General features: G+C 55.1%; 15 protein-coding genes. 5 read left to right on the top strand and 10 right to left on the bottom strand.

The genetic code is table 11. From position 1 onward, the window contains the following. Window positions 1-21 precede the first annotated feature (21 nt). From sufB to ACIGG6_RS04950, 5 genes are all read right to left on the bottom strand, one after another. The gene (gene sufB, locus ACIGG6_RS04970) at window positions 22-1,464 is read right to left on the bottom strand and encodes a Fe-S cluster assembly protein SufB (protein WP_159341780.1); all 1,443 of its coding nucleotides are present in this window, start codon (window positions 1,462-1,464) and stop codon (window positions 22-24) included. A gap of 70 nt (window positions 1,465-1,534) precedes the next feature. Then, entirely contained in the window at window positions 1,535-1,999 is a 465-nt protein-coding gene (locus ACIGG6_RS04965; RefSeq protein WP_083026063.1) for an SUF system Fe-S cluster assembly regulator, read from the bottom strand. 261 nt (window positions 2,000-2,260) lie between these two features. Then, window positions 2,261-2,602, bottom strand: coding sequence for a zinc ribbon domain-containing protein YjdM (locus tag ACIGG6_RS04960; protein WP_083026065.1), 342 nt, complete (start codon window positions 2,600-2,602; stop codon window positions 2,261-2,263). Window positions 2,603-2,694: 92 nt separating this feature from the next. Continuing rightward, on the bottom strand, window positions 2,695-3,171 hold the full coding sequence (locus ACIGG6_RS04955) for a YbhB/YbcL family Raf kinase inhibitor-like protein (RefSeq protein ID WP_399842761.1): 477 nt from the start codon (window positions 3,169-3,171) through the stop codon (window positions 2,695-2,697). A gap of 52 nt (window positions 3,172-3,223) precedes the next feature. Then, complete coding sequence (locus ACIGG6_RS04950) at window positions 3,224-3,802, bottom strand: hypothetical protein (protein WP_399842759.1); 579 nt, start codon at window positions 3,800-3,802, stop codon at window positions 3,224-3,226. Window positions 3,803-3,961: 159 nt separating this feature from the next. On the opposite strand from ACIGG6_RS04950, the gene ACIGG6_RS04945 reads away from it, so the two are divergent. Further along, on the top strand, window positions 3,962-4,423 hold the full coding sequence (locus ACIGG6_RS04945) for a flavodoxin family protein (protein ID WP_399842756.1): 462 nt from the start codon (window positions 3,962-3,964) through the stop codon (window positions 4,421-4,423). 84 nt (window positions 4,424-4,507) lie between these two features. Here the strand turns inward: ACIGG6_RS04945 and fadA are convergent, their stop codons facing one another. Continuing rightward, window positions 4,508-5,686: an acetyl-CoA C-acyltransferase FadA gene (gene fadA, locus ACIGG6_RS04940; protein WP_399842753.1), complete on the bottom strand. Its 1,179-nt coding sequence runs from the start codon at window positions 5,684-5,686 to the stop codon at window positions 4,508-4,510. A gap of 24 nt (window positions 5,687-5,710) precedes the next feature. Continuing rightward, on the bottom strand, window positions 5,711-7,897 hold the full coding sequence (fadB, locus tag ACIGG6_RS04935) for a fatty acid oxidation complex subunit alpha FadB (protein WP_399842750.1): 2,187 nt from the start codon (window positions 7,895-7,897) through the stop codon (window positions 5,711-5,713). Window positions 7,898-8,155: 258 nt separating this feature from the next. On the opposite strand from fadB, the gene ACIGG6_RS04930 reads away from it, so the two are divergent. Both ACIGG6_RS04930 and slyA read left to right on the top strand, forming a co-directional pair. Then, window positions 8,156-9,313 (top strand): DUF5924 family protein, encoded by a 1,158-nt coding sequence (locus ACIGG6_RS04930; RefSeq protein WP_399842748.1) that lies wholly within the window; start codon window positions 8,156-8,158, stop codon window positions 9,311-9,313. 72 nt (window positions 9,314-9,385) lie between these two features. Then, window positions 9,386-9,841, top strand: coding sequence for a transcriptional regulator SlyA (gene slyA, locus ACIGG6_RS04925; protein WP_253504734.1), 456 nt, complete (start codon window positions 9,386-9,388; stop codon window positions 9,839-9,841). Here the strand turns inward: slyA and ACIGG6_RS04920 are convergent. Then, the gene (locus ACIGG6_RS04920) at window positions 9,838-10,389 is read right to left on the bottom strand and encodes a preprotein translocase subunit YajC (protein ID WP_399842745.1); all 552 of its coding nucleotides are present in this window, start codon (window positions 10,387-10,389) and stop codon (window positions 9,838-9,840) included. The two genes, slyA and ACIGG6_RS04920, sit on opposite strands and share 4 nt — an antisense overlap. Window positions 10,390-10,534: 145 nt before the next feature. Between ACIGG6_RS04920 and ACIGG6_RS04915 the strand changes: the two genes are divergently transcribed. Continuing rightward, window positions 10,535-10,987: a universal stress protein gene (locus ACIGG6_RS04915; protein ID WP_083026081.1), complete on the top strand. Its 453-nt coding sequence runs from the start codon at window positions 10,535-10,537 to the stop codon at window positions 10,985-10,987. Between the two features lie 53 nt (window positions 10,988-11,040). Here the strand turns inward: ACIGG6_RS04915 and ACIGG6_RS04910 are convergent, their stop codons facing one another. Then, window positions 11,041-12,960 carry an ATP-binding cassette domain-containing protein gene (locus ACIGG6_RS04910; RefSeq protein WP_399842743.1) on the bottom strand — a complete coding sequence of 640 codons (1,920 nt, stop codon included), beginning with the start codon at window positions 12,958-12,960 and terminating at the stop codon, window positions 11,041-11,043. Between the two features lie 154 nt (window positions 12,961-13,114). Between ACIGG6_RS04910 and ACIGG6_RS04905 the strand changes: the two genes are divergently transcribed. Beyond that, complete coding sequence (locus ACIGG6_RS04905; RefSeq protein ID WP_399842742.1) at window positions 13,115-14,119, top strand: AraC family transcriptional regulator; 1,005 nt, start codon at window positions 13,115-13,117, stop codon at window positions 14,117-14,119. A gap of 11 nt (window positions 14,120-14,130) precedes the next feature. On the opposite strand, the gene ACIGG6_RS04900 is transcribed toward ACIGG6_RS04905, so the two are convergent. Beyond that, a complete protein-coding gene (locus tag ACIGG6_RS04900; RefSeq protein ID WP_399842741.1) occupies window positions 14,131-15,783 on the bottom strand; it encodes a fatty acid--CoA ligase in 1,653 nt (550 codons plus the stop codon). Window position 15,784: the final 1 nt, after the last annotated feature.

Below are 15,784 nucleotides of genomic sequence, written 5' to 3'. Positions count from 1 at the left end.
ATAAGTTGGGTGCCGGAGCGGTTAGCCCACCGCGCCTTCCAGAGTGACATTGAGCAGTGCTTCCGCTTCCACCGCGAATTCCATCGGCAGTTCTTGGAAAACATCTTTACAGAAGCCGTTTACAATCATGCTGACCGCATCTTCTTCTGAGATACCGCGGCTCTGGCAGTAGAAGAGCTGATCTTCACCGATTTTAGAGGTGGTGGCTTCGTGCTCAATGGTCGCGGTGCTGTTGCCAATTTCCTGATAGGGGAACGTGTGGGCACCACACTTGTCGCCAATCAGCAGCGAATCGCACTGGGTAAAGTTACGCGCGCCCTTCGCACGCGGCCCAATTTTGACCAGGCCACGGTAGGACTGATCGCTCTTGCCCGCTGAAATACCTTTGGCAACGATATAGGAGCGCGTACCTTCACCAATGTGGATCATCTTGGTGCCGGTATCTGCCTGCTGGCGACCGTTCGTTACTGCAACAGAATAGAATTCACCGATGCTGTCTTTGCCGCGCAGCACGCAAGAGGGGTATTTCCAGGTAATTGCAGAGCCGGTTTCTACCTGCGTCCAGCTGATGCGTGAACGTTCACCGCGGCAGTCGCCACGCTTGGTCACGAAGTTGTAAATACCGCCTTTACCCTCTTCATCACCGGGGTACCAGTTCTGAACGGTGGAGTATTTGATGTAGGCATCATCCAGCGCCACCAGCTCGACAACCGCCGCGTGCAGCTGATTCTCGTCGCGCATGGGCGCGGTGCAGCCTTCCAGGTAGGAGACCTGGGCGCGATCTTCACAGATGATCAGCGTACGCTCAAACTGACCGGTGTTAGCCGCGTTGATGCGGAAGTAAGTCGAGAGCTCCATCGGGCACTTTACGCCTTCCGGTACAAAGACGAACGAGCCATCGGTGAACACGGCAGAGTTCAGGGCAGCGAAGTAGTTATCCGCTACGGGCACGACGGTGCCGAGGTACTGCTTGATCAGATCCGGGTAGTCGCGAATCGCTTCGGAAATGGAGCAAAAAATCACGCCTGCTTCGGCCAGCTCTTTCTTGAAGGTCGTCGCGACAGAGACGGAGTCGAAAACCGCATCGACGGCAACACCCGCCAGAGCTGCGCGCTCATGCAGAGGAATACCCAGTTTTTCGTAGGTTTCCAGCAGTTTAGGATCGACTTCATCCAAGCTCTGAGGGCGATCTTCAGGACGTTTGGGCGCACTGAAATAGGAGATCTCTTGGTAATCGATGGGCGGATAGTTCAGGTGTGCCCAGGACGGCTCTTCCATCTTCAACCACTGACGGTAAGCGTCCAGGCGCCACTCCAGCATCCACTCCGGCTCGCCTTTCTTTTTCGAGATAAAGGCAATGGTGTTTTCATCCAGGCCAGGTGGCAGTGTGTCGCTTTCAATATCGGTTACAAAGCCATCTTTGTACTCGCGACGAACCAACTGTTCCATTTCTTCGCTTGCCATGGTGATACCCTCCGGGCAGTTGGGTGGCGAGGTCAGCTCGCCGTCAATAGAATTAATATGGCCTAGCGGCTTAAGCCGATGCCGCTGACAGGCTAATACTTTGAATCGGTAACTGTACGGGTAGCTTGATGGGCGCGGTGTCCGCCAGGTGAGCAAGCGTCACGCTTTCAAGCAGCGTGCGAATGGCCAGCGAGACACGCTGCCAGTTATCGGCCACCCCACAGGTGGCGGCAAGTTCACACTCGCCCTCCGCTTGGCTGCACTCGGTCATGGCTACTGGTCCTTCAATCGCACTGATAATGTCGGCGGCGGTAATCTGGGAGGCTGGCCGAGCCAAACGGTAACCGCCTTGGACACCACGCTGAGATTCCAAAAGCCCCGCTTTCACCAACATTTTAAGCGTTTTGCTCACCGTGGGATGTGGCAATTGAACCGCTTCCGCTAAATCAGCCGTTGTATGCGACGCCTGGTGGTGACGGGCAATTTGCGCCATCACCACAGCGGCATAATCTGTCAGCCGAGAAAGCTTGAGCATAGTCACTCCCGTTTTCCATCACGTTAGGGCGAACCGTTGGCTTACCCGTTAATTGGGTACCATTTTAGTCCTGTATAAATTTGATGTGAAGCCCTTCCGCAAAATCCTTATCAAATAGCGCGATTTCTTAGCACGTTCGCGGCCGATAACATCAAAAAAGCCAATCATTATCATTTAGAGAAGCTATGACAGCTCGAAAAATAAAGCCCACGAGATTCATCGCAGGCTTGGAGAGGGAGCTAGGATAATCTTAGCTCGATGCTAAGCTTTTTTGACGAATATCGATTTCAACTTCATAGGACCAATGCCGTCGACTTTGCAGTCGATATCATGATCACCATCTACCAAGCGGATGTTCTTCACTTTGGTGCCTACCTTCACGACCAATGAGCTACCTTTAACTTTTAGGTCTTTGATCACCGTCACTGTATCGCCATCAGCGAGCATATTGCCGTTGGCATCGCGAATGCCTGACTCCGCCTCTGCATCACCAGACTCACCGCTCTTCGACCACTCATTACCGCACTCTGGGCAGACGTATTGAATGCCATCATCGTAGGTAAACTCAGAGGCACAGGCAGGACAATTAGGCAGGTCACTCATAAAGGCTCCATCGCAGCAGACAAATACGCAGGGCGTAGAAAGCGACGGAGCCTACACGGCTTGAGCAGAATGCTCCAGCCTGGGGAGGTAAATCAGGCGCGCTCGTAGGTGCCGACGAGACGGTTCATGCCTAACAAGTGAGGCTCAACGGCGCTCAACAATTCAGCCAGCGTCAGCCCTTCCGGCAGCGTTGTTTGTTCATCAAGCGCCAGCACCCAAAAATAGTAAAGGTGGCTGCCGTGGCCTTCTGGGGGCATGGGCCCGCCGTAGCCAGGTTTGCCAAAATCAGCCATACCCAACGTGCCTAACGTGGTGTTTTCATCCAGCGAGGTGATATCCCCCGGCAGGTTGTAAAGCACCCAGTGCACAAACCCATAGCTGCCCTCTTTCACCAGCGGGGCATCAGGGTCGTGGCAGATCACCGCAAACCCTTTGGTGCCTTCCGGTGCTCCTTGCCAAGCGAGTGCAGGGGAAACATCGTCGCCTTCACCCGTATGCTTGGCAGGAATCGCTTGGTGATTGTCAAAGGCCGTGCTGGTGACTTGCATGGTAGATAGTGCAAATGCCATAGAGCTCTCCTAAACGACGAAATAAGTGGCAGGCATCAATGTAGCGAATGTATTAGCGCAACTCCAACTGCGCCGCATGGCGCTCCCACCACTGCTGAGCAATGCGGCGATTTTCCGCATTAGCGCTCGGGTCCAGTACCGTTGGCAGTTGAACGGCTTCGCCGCCGGTTTGGAAGGTCACAAGCGGGTCTTGTGTGGCTAGCTGCAGTGCGTAGAGCACCAGCATGAGTTCATACTGGTCTTCGGTATTAAGCCTTGCAAACAGCAGTGGAACGGCAGGCATACCTATTTCACCCAGGCGCTCGGCTGCGATGTACCAGGGCCTTGGGTTATCGGGCCCGCCATACTGGCTAACAAACCGGCGGTCGGATAACCGGCTCACATAGTATGCGGCTTCCTCTTCCGGGCTTACCAGCAGCGGCGGTGTCCAATCTTCCGCCTGCGCCGTTCTGACGGGTTGATACGTCGATGCGGCCGTAGCAGGAGCAGTCACTATCTCCTCACTGCTCGCGGTAGGAGCTGAACGGCTGTCGTTACGGGCAGGTGCGCTTGATTGACCCGCACACGCTGCCAATAACAGCGTTAATGAACAAAGACTGGCGATCCCTATCGTTTTGGCCTGCTGACGCATGACGCGATTCCCTTTTTGATCGTTCAACACGGAACACCCTATTCCATACCCAGTTTGAAAGCGTTTGATTGGTTTGCCCTAAGGCCACTAGGCTGTGTCATTAAGTGCTGACAGTGTGGCACCTCTTGAACACACCGCCAATTGCCTGAAGACATCCTCATGAAACGCTTATTAATCGTCGCTCACTCGCCCTCCGTCAATACCCAGGCATTGTGCCGTGCCGTACACCATGGCGCTGAACACGAGGACATCGAGGCGGTGGAGTGCATTGTCAAAACGCCTTTCGAGGCGGGGCCAGCGGACATTCTCGCCTGCGATGGCATTGTGCTGGGCACGACCGAAAACCTTGGGTACATGAGCGGCGCGCTAAAAGACTTTTTCGACCGCAGCTACTACAGCGTACTAGAAGAAAAGCAGGGCCTGCCCTGCGCGCTCTATATTCGCGCGGGCCATGACGGAACGGGCACCCAACGGGCGGTGGAAAGCATCATCACCGGGCTACGTTGGCGCTGGGTACAGGACCCGCTTATTTTTCGCGGCGAGTGGCAGGAGGCTTTCACCCGCCAAGCCGAAGAGCTGGGCATGACCATGGCCGCAGGGCTGGATAACGGGCTGTTTTAAAGCTCTGTTTTAAAGCACTTTAAAACGAAAAACGGCACCATGAAGGTGCCGTTTTTGTTGCTTTTGAAAAGTAGGTCGAGCGTATTACTTTAGACGCTCAAACACCGTTGCAACGCCCTGCCCCATACCAATACACATGGTGGCTAAGCCCAGCGTGGTATCGCGCTGCTGCATCACGTTTAAAAGCGTGGTGCAGATACGCGAACCGGAGCAGCCCAGCGGGTGACCAAGGGCAATCGCGCCGCCGTTCAGGTTCACTTTTTCGTCCATGGCATCCAGGAAGCCAAGATCCTTCAGCACCGGCAGGCCTTGAGCGGCAAACGCCTCGTTCAGTTCAACGGTTTGAATATCTGCAGCGGATAAGCCCGCCGCTTTTAGTGCTTTTTTAGACGCAGGCACCGGGCCATAACCCATAATGGAGGCATCACAACCCGCCACACCGGTCGAGAGCACTCTCGCAATCGGCTCCAGCCCAAGCGCTTGAGCGCGCTCGTAGCTCATGACCGCCATGGCAGACGCACCCACCGACAGCGCCGAGGAGGTACCTGCAGTAACGGTACCGTTACGAGGGTCAAACACGGGCTTCAGGTTCGCCATGGACTCAAGACTGGCGTCGGCGCGGATGACTTCGTCGTTTTTCACCAGCACTTTAAAGCCACGCTGGTCGTGGCCTTCAATGCCGATGATCTCATTATCGAAGTAGCCTTTCTCCATCGCCGCCTGAGCACGCTGATGCGAGCGCACGCCGAACTTATCCTGATCTTCACGAGAAATGCCGTGCATTTTACCCAGCAACTCGGCCGTCAGGCCCATCATCATGGCGGCTTTGGCAGCGTACTTGCTGGCGGCCGGGTTGACATCAACCCCGTGCGCCATAGGGACGTGCTCCATGTGCTCCACACCGCCAATCACGTAGAAGTCGCCCATACCGGCTTTAATGTTCGCAGCGGCAATATGCAGCGCGGTCATCGAAGAACCGCACAGGCGGTTGACCGTTTGCGCGGGCACAGAGCGCGGAATGCCGGTCATGATCGCCGCGTTGCGGGCGATGTTCATGGACTGTTCCAGCGTCTGGTTAACACAACCCCAGATCACATCATCCACTTCTGATGGGTCTAGGTTGGGGTTACGAGTAAACAGCGCCTGCATCACGGCAGCGGAAAGGTTTTCGGCACGCACATTGCGGAAGGCGCCATTTTTCGCTTTTGCCATGGCGGTACGAACACCGTCAACCACCACGATATCTCTCGGATTCAAACTCATCTTATTTCTCCTGTGGGTGGTGACTTAGGCCTGAGCGTTTGCAGTGGTGCCAGCGTAGAACTGCTCGTTATTCTGTGCCATGGCACGCAGCTTTTCGGTGGGTGCGTAAAGCGGCCCCAGCTCTTCTGCTAAACGGTCAGCCAGCGCAACAAACTCAGATACGCCCAGCGCGTCGATGTAGCGCAGCGCACCGCCACGGAAGGGAGGGAAACCAATACCGTAAATCAGCGCCATATCGGCTTCTGCTGGCGTATCGACAATGCCATCCTCCAGGCAGCGTACGGTTTCCAGGCACAGCGGCACCATCATGCGAGCAATGATGTCTTCATCCGAAAACTCTTTTTGCTCTTTCACCACTTCCTTCACTAACGCGTAAGCCTGCTCGTCGCTGACTTTCTTCGGCTTACCCTTCTTATCTTCTTCGTAGGCGTAGAAGCCTTTGTCGTTCTTCTGACCCAGGCGCTTGTTGTCGTACATCACTTGAATAGCGGTTTTGCCTTCACGTGCCATGCGGTCTGGGAAGCCTTCGGCCATCACTTCGTTGGCGTGCACGGCGGTATCCATGCCGACGACATCCAGCAAGTATGCCGGGCCCATGGGCCAGCCAAACTTCTCCATGACTTTATCAACGCGCTGGAAGTCGGCGCCCTGCTCGACCAGGAAGCTAAAGCCACCGAAGTAAGGGAACAGTACGCGGTTGACCAGAAACCCTGGGCAATCGTTAACAACAATCGGCGTTTTACCCATGGCGCGGGCGTAAGCTACGGTGGCTGCTACGGCCGCCTCGGAGGTCTTCTCGCCACGAATGACTTCCACCAGCGGCATACGGTGCACCGGGTTAAAGAAGTGCATACCGCAGAAGTTTTCAGGGCGTTTTAAGTTCTTAGCCAGACGGTTGATCGAAATGGTCGAAGTATTAGAGGTCAGAATTGTGTTCTCACCTACCATGCCTTCTACTTCAGTCAATACGGCGTCTTTGACGTTGGGGTTCTCTACCACCGCCTCGACGACCAAATCGACATTACCGAAATCACCGTAAGAGAGCGTCGGACGGATGTTAGAGAGTTTTTCGGCCATCTGCTCGGTGGTGAGCTTTTTACGCTCTACCTGTTTAGAGAACAGCTTGCGCGCCTCTTTCAGGCCAAGCTCGATGGCGTCGTCCTTGATGTCTTTCATCAGGATGGGCGTGCCTTTGCTGGCGCTTTGGTAGGCAATACCGCCGCCCATAATACCAGCGCCCAGCACGGCGGTTTGCTTCACCGGCTGCGCCTGCTTCTCGTATTTGCTGCCTTTCTTTTTAACGACTTGGTCGTTAATGAACAGGCCCACCAAGTTGAAGGCAACGCTGCTCAGCGCCAGCTTGGCGAAAGATTTTGCCTCGATGGCCTGCGCGCGGGCGCGGGTCTCGCCTGCGCCTTTTTGAATTACTTTGATGGCTTCAACCGGCGCTGGGTAGTGAGGACCCGCTTTGCCAGCCACAAACCCTTTGGCGGTCTCAAACGCCATCATCTGCTCAATGGCATTGAGCTTAAGCGGTGACTTTTTCTCTTCCCGACGGGCCTGGTAATCCAGCTCGCCTGCATTGGCGCGGTCAAGAATATCCAGCGCCGCCTCTTCCAACAGCTCATGGGCAACAGCCGCATCCACAGCACCCACTTTAAGTGCTGCATCTGCGCGGTTTTCAGTGCCACCCGCAATCCACTCAACGGCGTTATCGGCACCAATCAGGCGCGGCAGGCGCACGCAGCCACCCCAACCCGGCAGAATGCCCAGCTTGGTTTCCGGCAGGCCAATCTTGGCCTTCTCGCTCATCACGCGGAAATCGGTGGTCAGCAGCACTTCGCAACCGCCGCCGAGCGCCAAGCCATTGATCGCCGTCACGGTAGGGAAAGGCAGGTCTTCAATCGCATTGAAGATGTCATGAACCTTGAGGTTCATCTCCACCAGATACTCTTCGCCTTTGTCGAACAAGCTGTGGAATTCGGTGATATCAGCACCAACGATAAAGGCATCTTTGCCACTGCGGATCATCAGCCCTTTCAAACCGCTTTCGGCCTGAATCGCTTTTACCGCATCGCCCAGCTCTGCCATAACGGCGCTGGATAGCTTGTTGACGGACTCATCTTTCAAATCGAAAGTGAGCATTGCGATGTCATTGCCACCCAGGGTGTCACGACGCTCCACCGTGATGGCATTGCCTTGATAGATCATGCGCGCTCTCTCCACAAGTTCGGGCTGGCACGCCGTTGACGAGCCCGCCACGCATTTCATACGGTCGTTTGATTGCCTTAGCTTGGTTGAGTTACACCAGTACGTCAAGCCCTGACTTTTGGCTAATCCGCTTGCTGGATAGACACCTTTCCAAATGCACACATTTCTTACGCTTTTTTAGCGCATAATGGCGTATCACATCGACTTTACCCGCTATCCCAACGATCATATACGTTTCATTGACGAGTTTTTAACGCTATGGGGACACTCTTAACTCCCGCCCGCATGGAAGCACTGCAAGGGCGCGTCGAAAGGATCGTAGAGCGCCTAAAGCCCTGGAGTTGGCTCTGGCCGCCCTTGGCGTTTGCGGCCGGATTAGGCAGCTTTTTCCTCGTTGATCGCCAACAGTGGCTGGGGGCTGCTCTAGCACTGGGGCTGCTGTTTGCTTGGCTACTGCTACTATCCGAAAGTTTGATTGGCCGCTGGCTGGCCCATCGCGGTCATCCGACGCTGCCGAAAGGCATTACCGCTTTTATCGCTCAAATGATTCACCAGGAGACGCTGTTTTTTACCTTGCCGTTTATTCTGGTGACCACCGTGTGGAACAGCGGCCAAACGCTGTTCGCGCTGTTGGTGATTGGCATGGCCGTGTGGTCGATTATCGATCCGCTCTACTACAAGCTCGCTGGGCGCTGGCGCAGTCTCTATTTTATGTTTCATGCCCAGTGTGTGTTCTTGGTACTACTGGTCATTCTGCCCATCATGGTGCACCTCACCACGGGACAGAGCCTACTGTTAGCATTGGTATTAACTGTTTTAGTGGCTCTACCTAGCTTTTGGCATTTATTGAAAAAGCGCTCCCTCGCGCGCTGGCTAGGCTTTTTTGCACTAACCGTGGTGCTGGCTTATGGGGCATGGCTTGGTCGCGTGTGGGTACCGCCCGCTAGCCTCTGGATGACCAGCACAGCGCTATCCCCAGCGTTTGATATACAGCAGCGCACACCTCAAGGCACCATGGCATTGACGCCTGATGCTATCCGCAGTAATGGGCTGTATGTGTATACCGCCATTCGCGCCCCCCGGGGGTTAAGCGAAACTATCTACCATGCCTGGCATCATAACGGTGCAGAGATGGACATCGTAGAGCTGGCGATTAACGGCGGACGCGAACAGGGTTACCGAGCATGGAGCCACAAACAGAATTTCCCGCAAGATCCTTCAGGGGAGTGGCGCATTGATATTATGACGGACGGTGGCCAGCGGCTGGGGCTGATTCGGTTTACTGTTTCAGAGGACCCTGATCAGGCGACGATGGCTGATAGCACCATTCAGCCTAGCGGGCTGAGTGCTCTTAATTTACGCCGTTTTATTCCTGGTAAGGGCGGCATTCAAAGCGATTCATCAGAGCCGGAGTAGCAGAACACCTTGCATTCAGCGACGCAGCTTATGACAATTCGCCCACTTACATTTTTCGGTAGTTAGTTAACTATGGCTTCAACAACAATTGGTTTTCGTATTGCTCGCTTGCCCCACCTGTGGCGCTCAATTCTAGACCGCAGATTGGCACCGTTGGGCTTAACCCAAACCCGCTGGGTAACGCTGTATCATCTGTGGAAGTTGGGCGAAGGCAACCCTCAGTGTGATTTAGCGCGAGCCATTGGCGTCGAAGCGCCATCCTTAGTGCGCACCTTGGGCCAGCTTGAAGAACAGGGCTTAGTAGAGCGGCGCGCTTGCGACAACGACCGTCGCAGCAAGCGCATCTACCTTACCCCAGCGGCTATGCCGTTACTTGAGAAGATTGATGACGTCGTTCTCGCAGCGCGCCAGGAGATGCTAGCAGGCCTTAGCGATAGCGACCTGACCCAGCTTGAGCAGTGGCTAGCGCTCATTGAATCAAATGGCTTAGCGATTCAAGCTAGGGACCTGGAAGGCCCTAAAAACTAATTACCTTCTACCCTATCTTCTACCGCGCCACCTGCCTCTAGCGGCTTTGCAGGTGGGCGGTCGGATAATCCACTGAGCGCGGCTTTTAGCGGCTCGATATCAGCCAGATACGTTATAAAGCGTTCGGCAGTTTGTGACTCCCACCACCATAGAGTCAGCGCATGCGCATTAGACTCCAATACCAACGCATCTTGTGGTAGACGCTCCAGCAGTGTTTGCAGGTGCACACGAGCCGTTTCAGGTAGTGGCCGTAGTGGCGCAATGCGCCAGCGCCAACCCGCGTGAAAAGGCTCCAAAGCGTCACTAGCGTTGGAGTCACGTACCAATACAAAATCAGGCCCAGGCGCCTGTTGCGGGTAGTGCCAGCGATACGCGGGCATCGTGCCTCTAAAATGATGTAGAGGTGGTTTGGCCACTTTAACGGCTACTCCATGCTGGGCTGCGCTGACGCGCAGCGCCATTTGACGCTTTTGTCGCGGGCTTGGCTTTAACCACATGACCGGCGCGATCACAAACATCAGAATCGAGACGATGATTAACCATTCCATTGCACTATCCACCCTATTTCGCCAAACTGAATTAGCGTTTTAAAAAAACCATGATCCAGGTCGTTGTTAAGATAAAGCACCCAGCCTAAAGTAAAGGGTATCTAACAAAGCCTTTCTTTGTTAAACACCATCAAGGAGATACGCCATGAGCTATCGCCATATTCTGGTTGCCGTTGACTTAACCAAAGATTCTCACAAAATTCTCGAGCGTGCGGTGGCGATTGCTGAGCGCAACAACGGCGCCAAAATCTCTATTATGCATACTCTTGAGCCACTGGGATTCGCTTACGGCGGCGATATTCCTATGGATCTTACCAGCATCCAGGACCAGCTAGATGAGCATGCCAAGAAGCGCTTAGCGGAGATCGCCGCACCTCACGTCGAGGCCGCTGACCAGCATGTGGTGGTAGGTATGCCGGACACTGAGATTCATCGCTTTGCCGAAGAGCACGACGTTGACCTCATCGTGGTTGGCTCCCATGGCCGTCACGGCTTTGCTTTGCTGCTTGGCTCCACCTCTACTGGCGTATTACACGGCGCTCAGTGCGACGTTTTAGCCGTTCGTGTGGGCAAAAAAGGTGAAAAAAGCGACGAATAGCTTTTTTAACGGTAAAGGCCCCATCCGGGGCCTTTAGCATATAACAGCGCTAGCTATTCGCCATTGGCCATTGCTTCAAGCTCCATCCAACGCTCCATCGCCACTTCCAGTGCCTGCTGAACCTTCTCTAGCGCTTGCAGTTTAGCCGTCACAGCGGTGGCCTCCTGCTGATAAAACGCTGGGTCGCCTATCTCCTGCTCAAGCGTCTCTACGTCACCCTCTAACCGCTCAATTTCAGCGGGCAGCGCATCTAGCTCACGCTGTAGTTTGTAAGAGAGCTTAACGGCTTTTTTAGCCGGTTCCGCCGCTGGGGCTGGAGCAGCTTTTTTAACGGCCTCGCTGGTGGGCTCGGTTTGCTGACGGGCCGCGCCTTCCCACGGTGCAGGGGGCAACTTACCTCCCTGACGAATCCAGTCGGTATAGCCGCCCACGTATTCACGCACGCGCCCTTCGCCTTCGAAGGCCAGCATGCTGGTGACCACGTTATCCATGAACGTTCGGTCGTGGGAAACCAGCAGCAGAGTGCCATCAAAATCTAACAGCAGCTCTTCAAGCAGCTCCAACGTTTCCATATCTAGATCGTTGGTGGGCTCATCGAGGACCAGTACGTTAGCGGGCTGAGTAAACAGCTTGGCTAACAGCAGGCGGTTGGACTCGCCCCCGGACAGCGCTTTCACCGGCTGACGTACGCGATCTGGGGTGAACAAGAAGTCCTGCAGGTAGCTCATGACATGGCGGTCTTTACCACCCACGCTGACTCGGTCGCTACCTTGGGCGACGTTATCGTAAACCGTTTTTTCCAGCTCAAGCCCGGCACGTAACTGGTCGAAATAGGCCACTTTCAGGTTAGTGCCTAACTGCACGCTGCCTTCGGTAGGTGCCAGCTCGCCGAGTAAAATCTTCAGTAGCGTGGTTTTACCCGCACCGTTACGGCCAAGGAAGCCAATACGATCACCGCGCATCACTTCTAGGTTCACATTGCCCAGGATGACGTCATCCCCGAAGCGCTGCGTAACGCCCTTCAGCTCGACAACCCGCTTACCGGTACGCTCGCCGCTGTCCACGGTGAGATTGGCGGTGCCCTGGCGCTCGCGGCGCTGGCTACGCTCCAGGCGCATTTGTTCAAGCTCACGCACCCGGCCTTCATTACGAGTACGCCGAGCCTTCACGCCCTGGCGAATCCAGACTTCTTCTTGCGCCAATTTTTTATCAAAGAGCGCATTTTCACGCGACTCCACTTCCAGCTCGTGCTGCTTGCGCTCTTGGTATTCTGCGTAAGCCCCCGGATAACGGCCTAGCTTACCGCGATCCAGCTCAAGGATATTGGTGGCAAGCTTTGATAAGAACGCCCGGTCGTGGGTGATCAGCAGTACCGCGCCGTTAAAGGCCAACAGCTGCTCTTCCAGCCACGCGATGGTGTCCAGGTCCAGGTGGTTAGTCGGCTCATCGAGCAGCAGCAAATCAGGCTCTGACACTAACGCCCGGGCCAGCGCCACACGACGACGCCAGCCGCCGGAAAGCGCGCTCATCTCGGCTTCTGGCGGCAGCCCCAACCGGGTTAACACCACGTCGATACGCTGATGAAACGACCAGCCGTCAATGGCTTCAAGACGCGTTTGCAGCGTCGCCATGCGGTTCATATCCGGGTCGGGGTCGTTGATGAGGTGCTGATATTCAGACAGCAGCTCGCCCGCTTCGGGCAGGCCTTGAGCCACCATATCAAAAATCGTCATGCCCGAGGATTCAGGCAATTCCTGGGCCAGCACGCCAATTTTCAAGCCCGGCGCACGCCAGATGGAGCCGTCGTCGGCCTGAATATCGCCCGCCACCAGCTTCAGCAGCGTGGATTTACCGGTGCCGTTGCGCCCGACCAGCGCCAGCCGCTCGCCTCTTTCAACCGTTAGGTCGGCGCGGTTAAGCAGTACTTGGGTGCCGTAAGCGAGTTGCAGCTGTTCGAGTCGTAACAGGGTCACGCAGTGTCCTCCTTCGTCGTGAGGCGCACAGTGTAACGCATGCATCCAAATTACGATGCACCCTTGTAGAGCCAAGCCAAACAACGTGCTAACGTCATAGGCTAATTAACAACAATAAAGCGGTGTTGAAAAACGCTGGTAAGGTGAAATCACCGTGACAGTGACAGTCTCCATGCATTTTGTTAATCAGTTATTTCGTGGCCTAACCGCTGCGGGGCAACCACCCACCCGCTATTTAGAACAAGCAGGCATTTCACCCTTTTTACTCACTGCCCCTAATGGGCGCGTCACCGTTGAGCAATTTGCTGAGCTCTACCGCCTGCTGGCCGTTGAGCTAGACGATGAAACACCGCGTTTTTTCTCACGCCCGCTACGCTGTGGAACCCTCAAGCTGCTGTGCTTAAGTATGCTGGAAGCGCCTACCCTGCAGGTCGCCCTGCATCGCTATACCCAGTTTTTTCGCATACTTCTGGATGATTTTGGCTACAGCTTTACGATTAAAGACGACTTAGCGCGTCTGGCGTTGGAAGAGCATGCGCCGCTGCAAGGCAGCCGCATTTTAGTCCATGAGCTGATGCTAAAACTTTTCCACGGCATCGCTTCCTGGATGATTGCTCGCAAGATACCTCCCGTTTTAATGGAGTGCAGCTACCCGCAGCCCGCCCACAGCGCCGACTACCTCTATTTTTATCCGGGAAAAGTGAAGTTTGACCAACCACAAACGGCTGTTTACTTCGATAAGTCGCTCTTAGAACAGCCTATTCGGCAAACAAAGCAGCACCTAGGAGCTTTTTTACAACGCGCACCGGCGGATTGGTTTTATGTCTCGTTTGAAGACCGCTTAGCCACTCACCGAGTGAGAGAGCACCTCAGCCGTCACTTGCCGGAGGCGTGTACCGTGCAAGAGGTTGCCGAGGCGCTGCATGTCTCTGTTCGGACGCTATCGAGGCATTTACAACTCGAGGGTACGCGCTTTCAAGCCGTTAAGGATGAGTACCGACGTGACTACGCGATTCAAGCGCTGACCCGAAGCCAGCGGACGCTATCCTCCATTGCAGAAACGCTTGGCTTTGAGGACTTAGCCTGCTTTAGCCGCGCCTTTAAGCAGTGGACAGGCAACTCCCCTGCCGCCTACCGTAAAGCACAGGCGACAGGGTGAGAGGTTCGCGCTTATATCTCGGTACGAATGCGCTTTTTATCTAGCTTGCCGACGCTGGTTTTAGGGATTTCATCGACGATACGAATCAGAGAGGGAACACCCCAACGGTTGAGTTTGCCTTGCGCCACAAACTGTTCCATAAAGCCCTGGATAGCCTCTACGGTAGGCGGCTGTTTGAGATCACTGGGTACCACCAGCGCGGCCGGGCGTTCTCCCCACTTATCATCTGCCACGCCTATCACCGCCACTTCGGCAACACCCGGACACTGGCTGATATAACTTTCCAGCTCCAATGAGGACAGCCACTCGCCGCCGGTTTTAATGACATCTTTAATACGGTCGCTAATCGCTAGGAAACCGTGCTCATCCAGAGAACCCACATCTCCGGTATGCAACCAGCCATCTTGCCACAGCTCCTCGCTACGCTTTTCTTCTTTATAGTAAGCCTGGGTTAGCCACGGAGCTTGGACCCGCACTTCCCCGACGCTTTTGCCATCATGGGGGAGCGGCTGGCCGTCAACATCGACCACCTGCAGCCTTACAAACGGCACCGGAAGCCCTGCTTTACAGCGCCACGGCAACTGGCTTTCAAAGTCAGCCTCGGCGATCTCTTTGGGTAAAATATCGGCCGTGAGCAGCGGGCACGTTTCCGACATACCATAGGCACTGCGGGTATCGATCCCCAACGCCCAGGCACGACTTGCCAGTGCCTGAGTTAAGGCGCTGCCGCCTACCAAGACTTTCCAACCGGTTAAATCCACCTTCTTCGATGCAATCGCATCGGCACTGACCACCATATTAAGCAGCGTCGGCACGCAGTGAGAAAAGTCGACCTTTTCGCTGACCAGCAGCTTCACCAGCATCTCAGGCTCGTATTTGCCCGGATACACCTGGGTCGCCCCTAACAGCGTGGCCGTGTAAGGGACCCCCCAGGCGTGAACGTGAAACATCGGCGTAATGGGCATATACACTTTATCTCGGTTCAGCAGCTCAAAACCGGGGGCTTGAAACGTGCTGGCCTCGCCTAACGTGTGCAACACAAGCTGGCGGTGTGTGAAAAACACCCCTTTAGGATTACCCGTTGTGCCGGTGGTGTAGAACAGCGTGGCCACGCCATTTTCATCAAAAGAGGGGAAGTCGTAATGGCTTGGTTGCTCAGCCAGCAGCGCTTCAAATTCCCCCACCAGGGGTAGCGACGTAGCCACCTCTTTTGGTGCCTCCTGGCAGAGTAAGTAGCCGCGAATGTTGGGTAGTTGGTGCGCCAGCGGCTCCAGCAGGGGTACAAAGTCTTCATGCACCAGCACAAAGACATCTTCTGCGTGCTCCATGGTGTAAAGAATCTGTTCGGGTGCTAAACGTACGTTCACCGTATGCAGCACCGCACCGATCATGGGGATGGCGAAAAAGCACTCCAAATAACGGTGGCTGTCCCAATCCAGTACGGCCACCACGTCTCCAGCCTGAACGCCTTGTGAGGTCAGAAGGTGGGCCAATTGATGGACCCGCTCTTGAAATCGGCGGTAGTCGTGGCGGCTTTGATCGCGATACACAATTTGGTTGTTGCCCGCCATGCGCACACCGGACTCCAGCAGATCCTTGATCAGCATGGGAGGGTTGGTGGCAGAAGACGTAGGAGGAAGCAGTTTTGGCGTTATCGTCGACATA

It is taken from the genome of Vreelandella lionensis (genome assembly GCF_044543515.1).
GTDB lineage: Bacteria > Pseudomonadota > Gammaproteobacteria > Pseudomonadales > Halomonadaceae > Vreelandella > Vreelandella lionensis.
Note: the sequence above shows the minus strand (reverse complement) of the source record. Positions and strands in the feature narration are given on the sequence as shown.

What these genes read in the sequence shown, in the direction of transcription:
- sufB (WP_159341780.1), bottom strand. Translation starts at nt 1,464, where the DNA reads ATGGCAAGCGAAGAAATGGAACAGTTGGTTCGTCGCGAGTACAAAGAT.
- ACIGG6_RS04965 (WP_083026063.1), bottom strand. Translation starts at nt 1,999, where the DNA reads ATGCTCAAGCTTTCTCGGCTGACAGATTATGCCGCTGTGGTGATGGCG.
- ACIGG6_RS04960 (WP_083026065.1), bottom strand. Translation starts at nt 2,602, where the DNA reads ATGAGTGACCTGCCTAATTGTCCTGCCTGTGCCTCTGAGTTTACCTAC.
- ACIGG6_RS04955 (WP_399842761.1), bottom strand. Translation starts at nt 3,171, where the DNA reads ATGGCATTTGCACTATCTACCATGCAAGTCACCAGCACGGCCTTTGAC.
- ACIGG6_RS04950 (WP_399842759.1), bottom strand. Translation starts at nt 3,802, where the DNA reads ATGCGTCAGCAGGCCAAAACGATAGGGATCGCCAGTCTTTGTTCATTA.
- ACIGG6_RS04945 (WP_399842756.1), top strand. Translation starts at nt 3,962, where the DNA reads ATGAAACGCTTATTAATCGTCGCTCACTCGCCCTCCGTCAATACCCAG.
- fadA (WP_399842753.1), bottom strand. Translation starts at nt 5,686, where the DNA reads ATGAGTTTGAATCCGAGAGATATCGTGGTGGTTGACGGTGTTCGTACC.
- fadB (WP_399842750.1), bottom strand. Translation starts at nt 7,897, where the DNA reads ATGATCTATCAAGGCAATGCCATCACGGTGGAGCGTCGTGACACCCTG.
- ACIGG6_RS04930 (WP_399842748.1), top strand. Translation starts at nt 8,156, where the DNA reads ATGGGGACACTCTTAACTCCCGCCCGCATGGAAGCACTGCAAGGGCGC.
- slyA (WP_253504734.1), top strand. Translation starts at nt 9,386, where the DNA reads ATGGCTTCAACAACAATTGGTTTTCGTATTGCTCGCTTGCCCCACCTG.
- ACIGG6_RS04920 (WP_399842745.1), bottom strand. Translation starts at nt 10,389, where the DNA reads ATGGAATGGTTAATCATCGTCTCGATTCTGATGTTTGTGATCGCGCCG.
- ACIGG6_RS04915 (WP_083026081.1), top strand. Translation starts at nt 10,535, where the DNA reads ATGAGCTATCGCCATATTCTGGTTGCCGTTGACTTAACCAAAGATTCT.
- ACIGG6_RS04900 (WP_399842741.1), bottom strand. Translation starts at nt 15,783, where the DNA reads ATGTCGACGATAACGCCAAAACTGCTTCCTCCTACGTCTTCTGCCACC.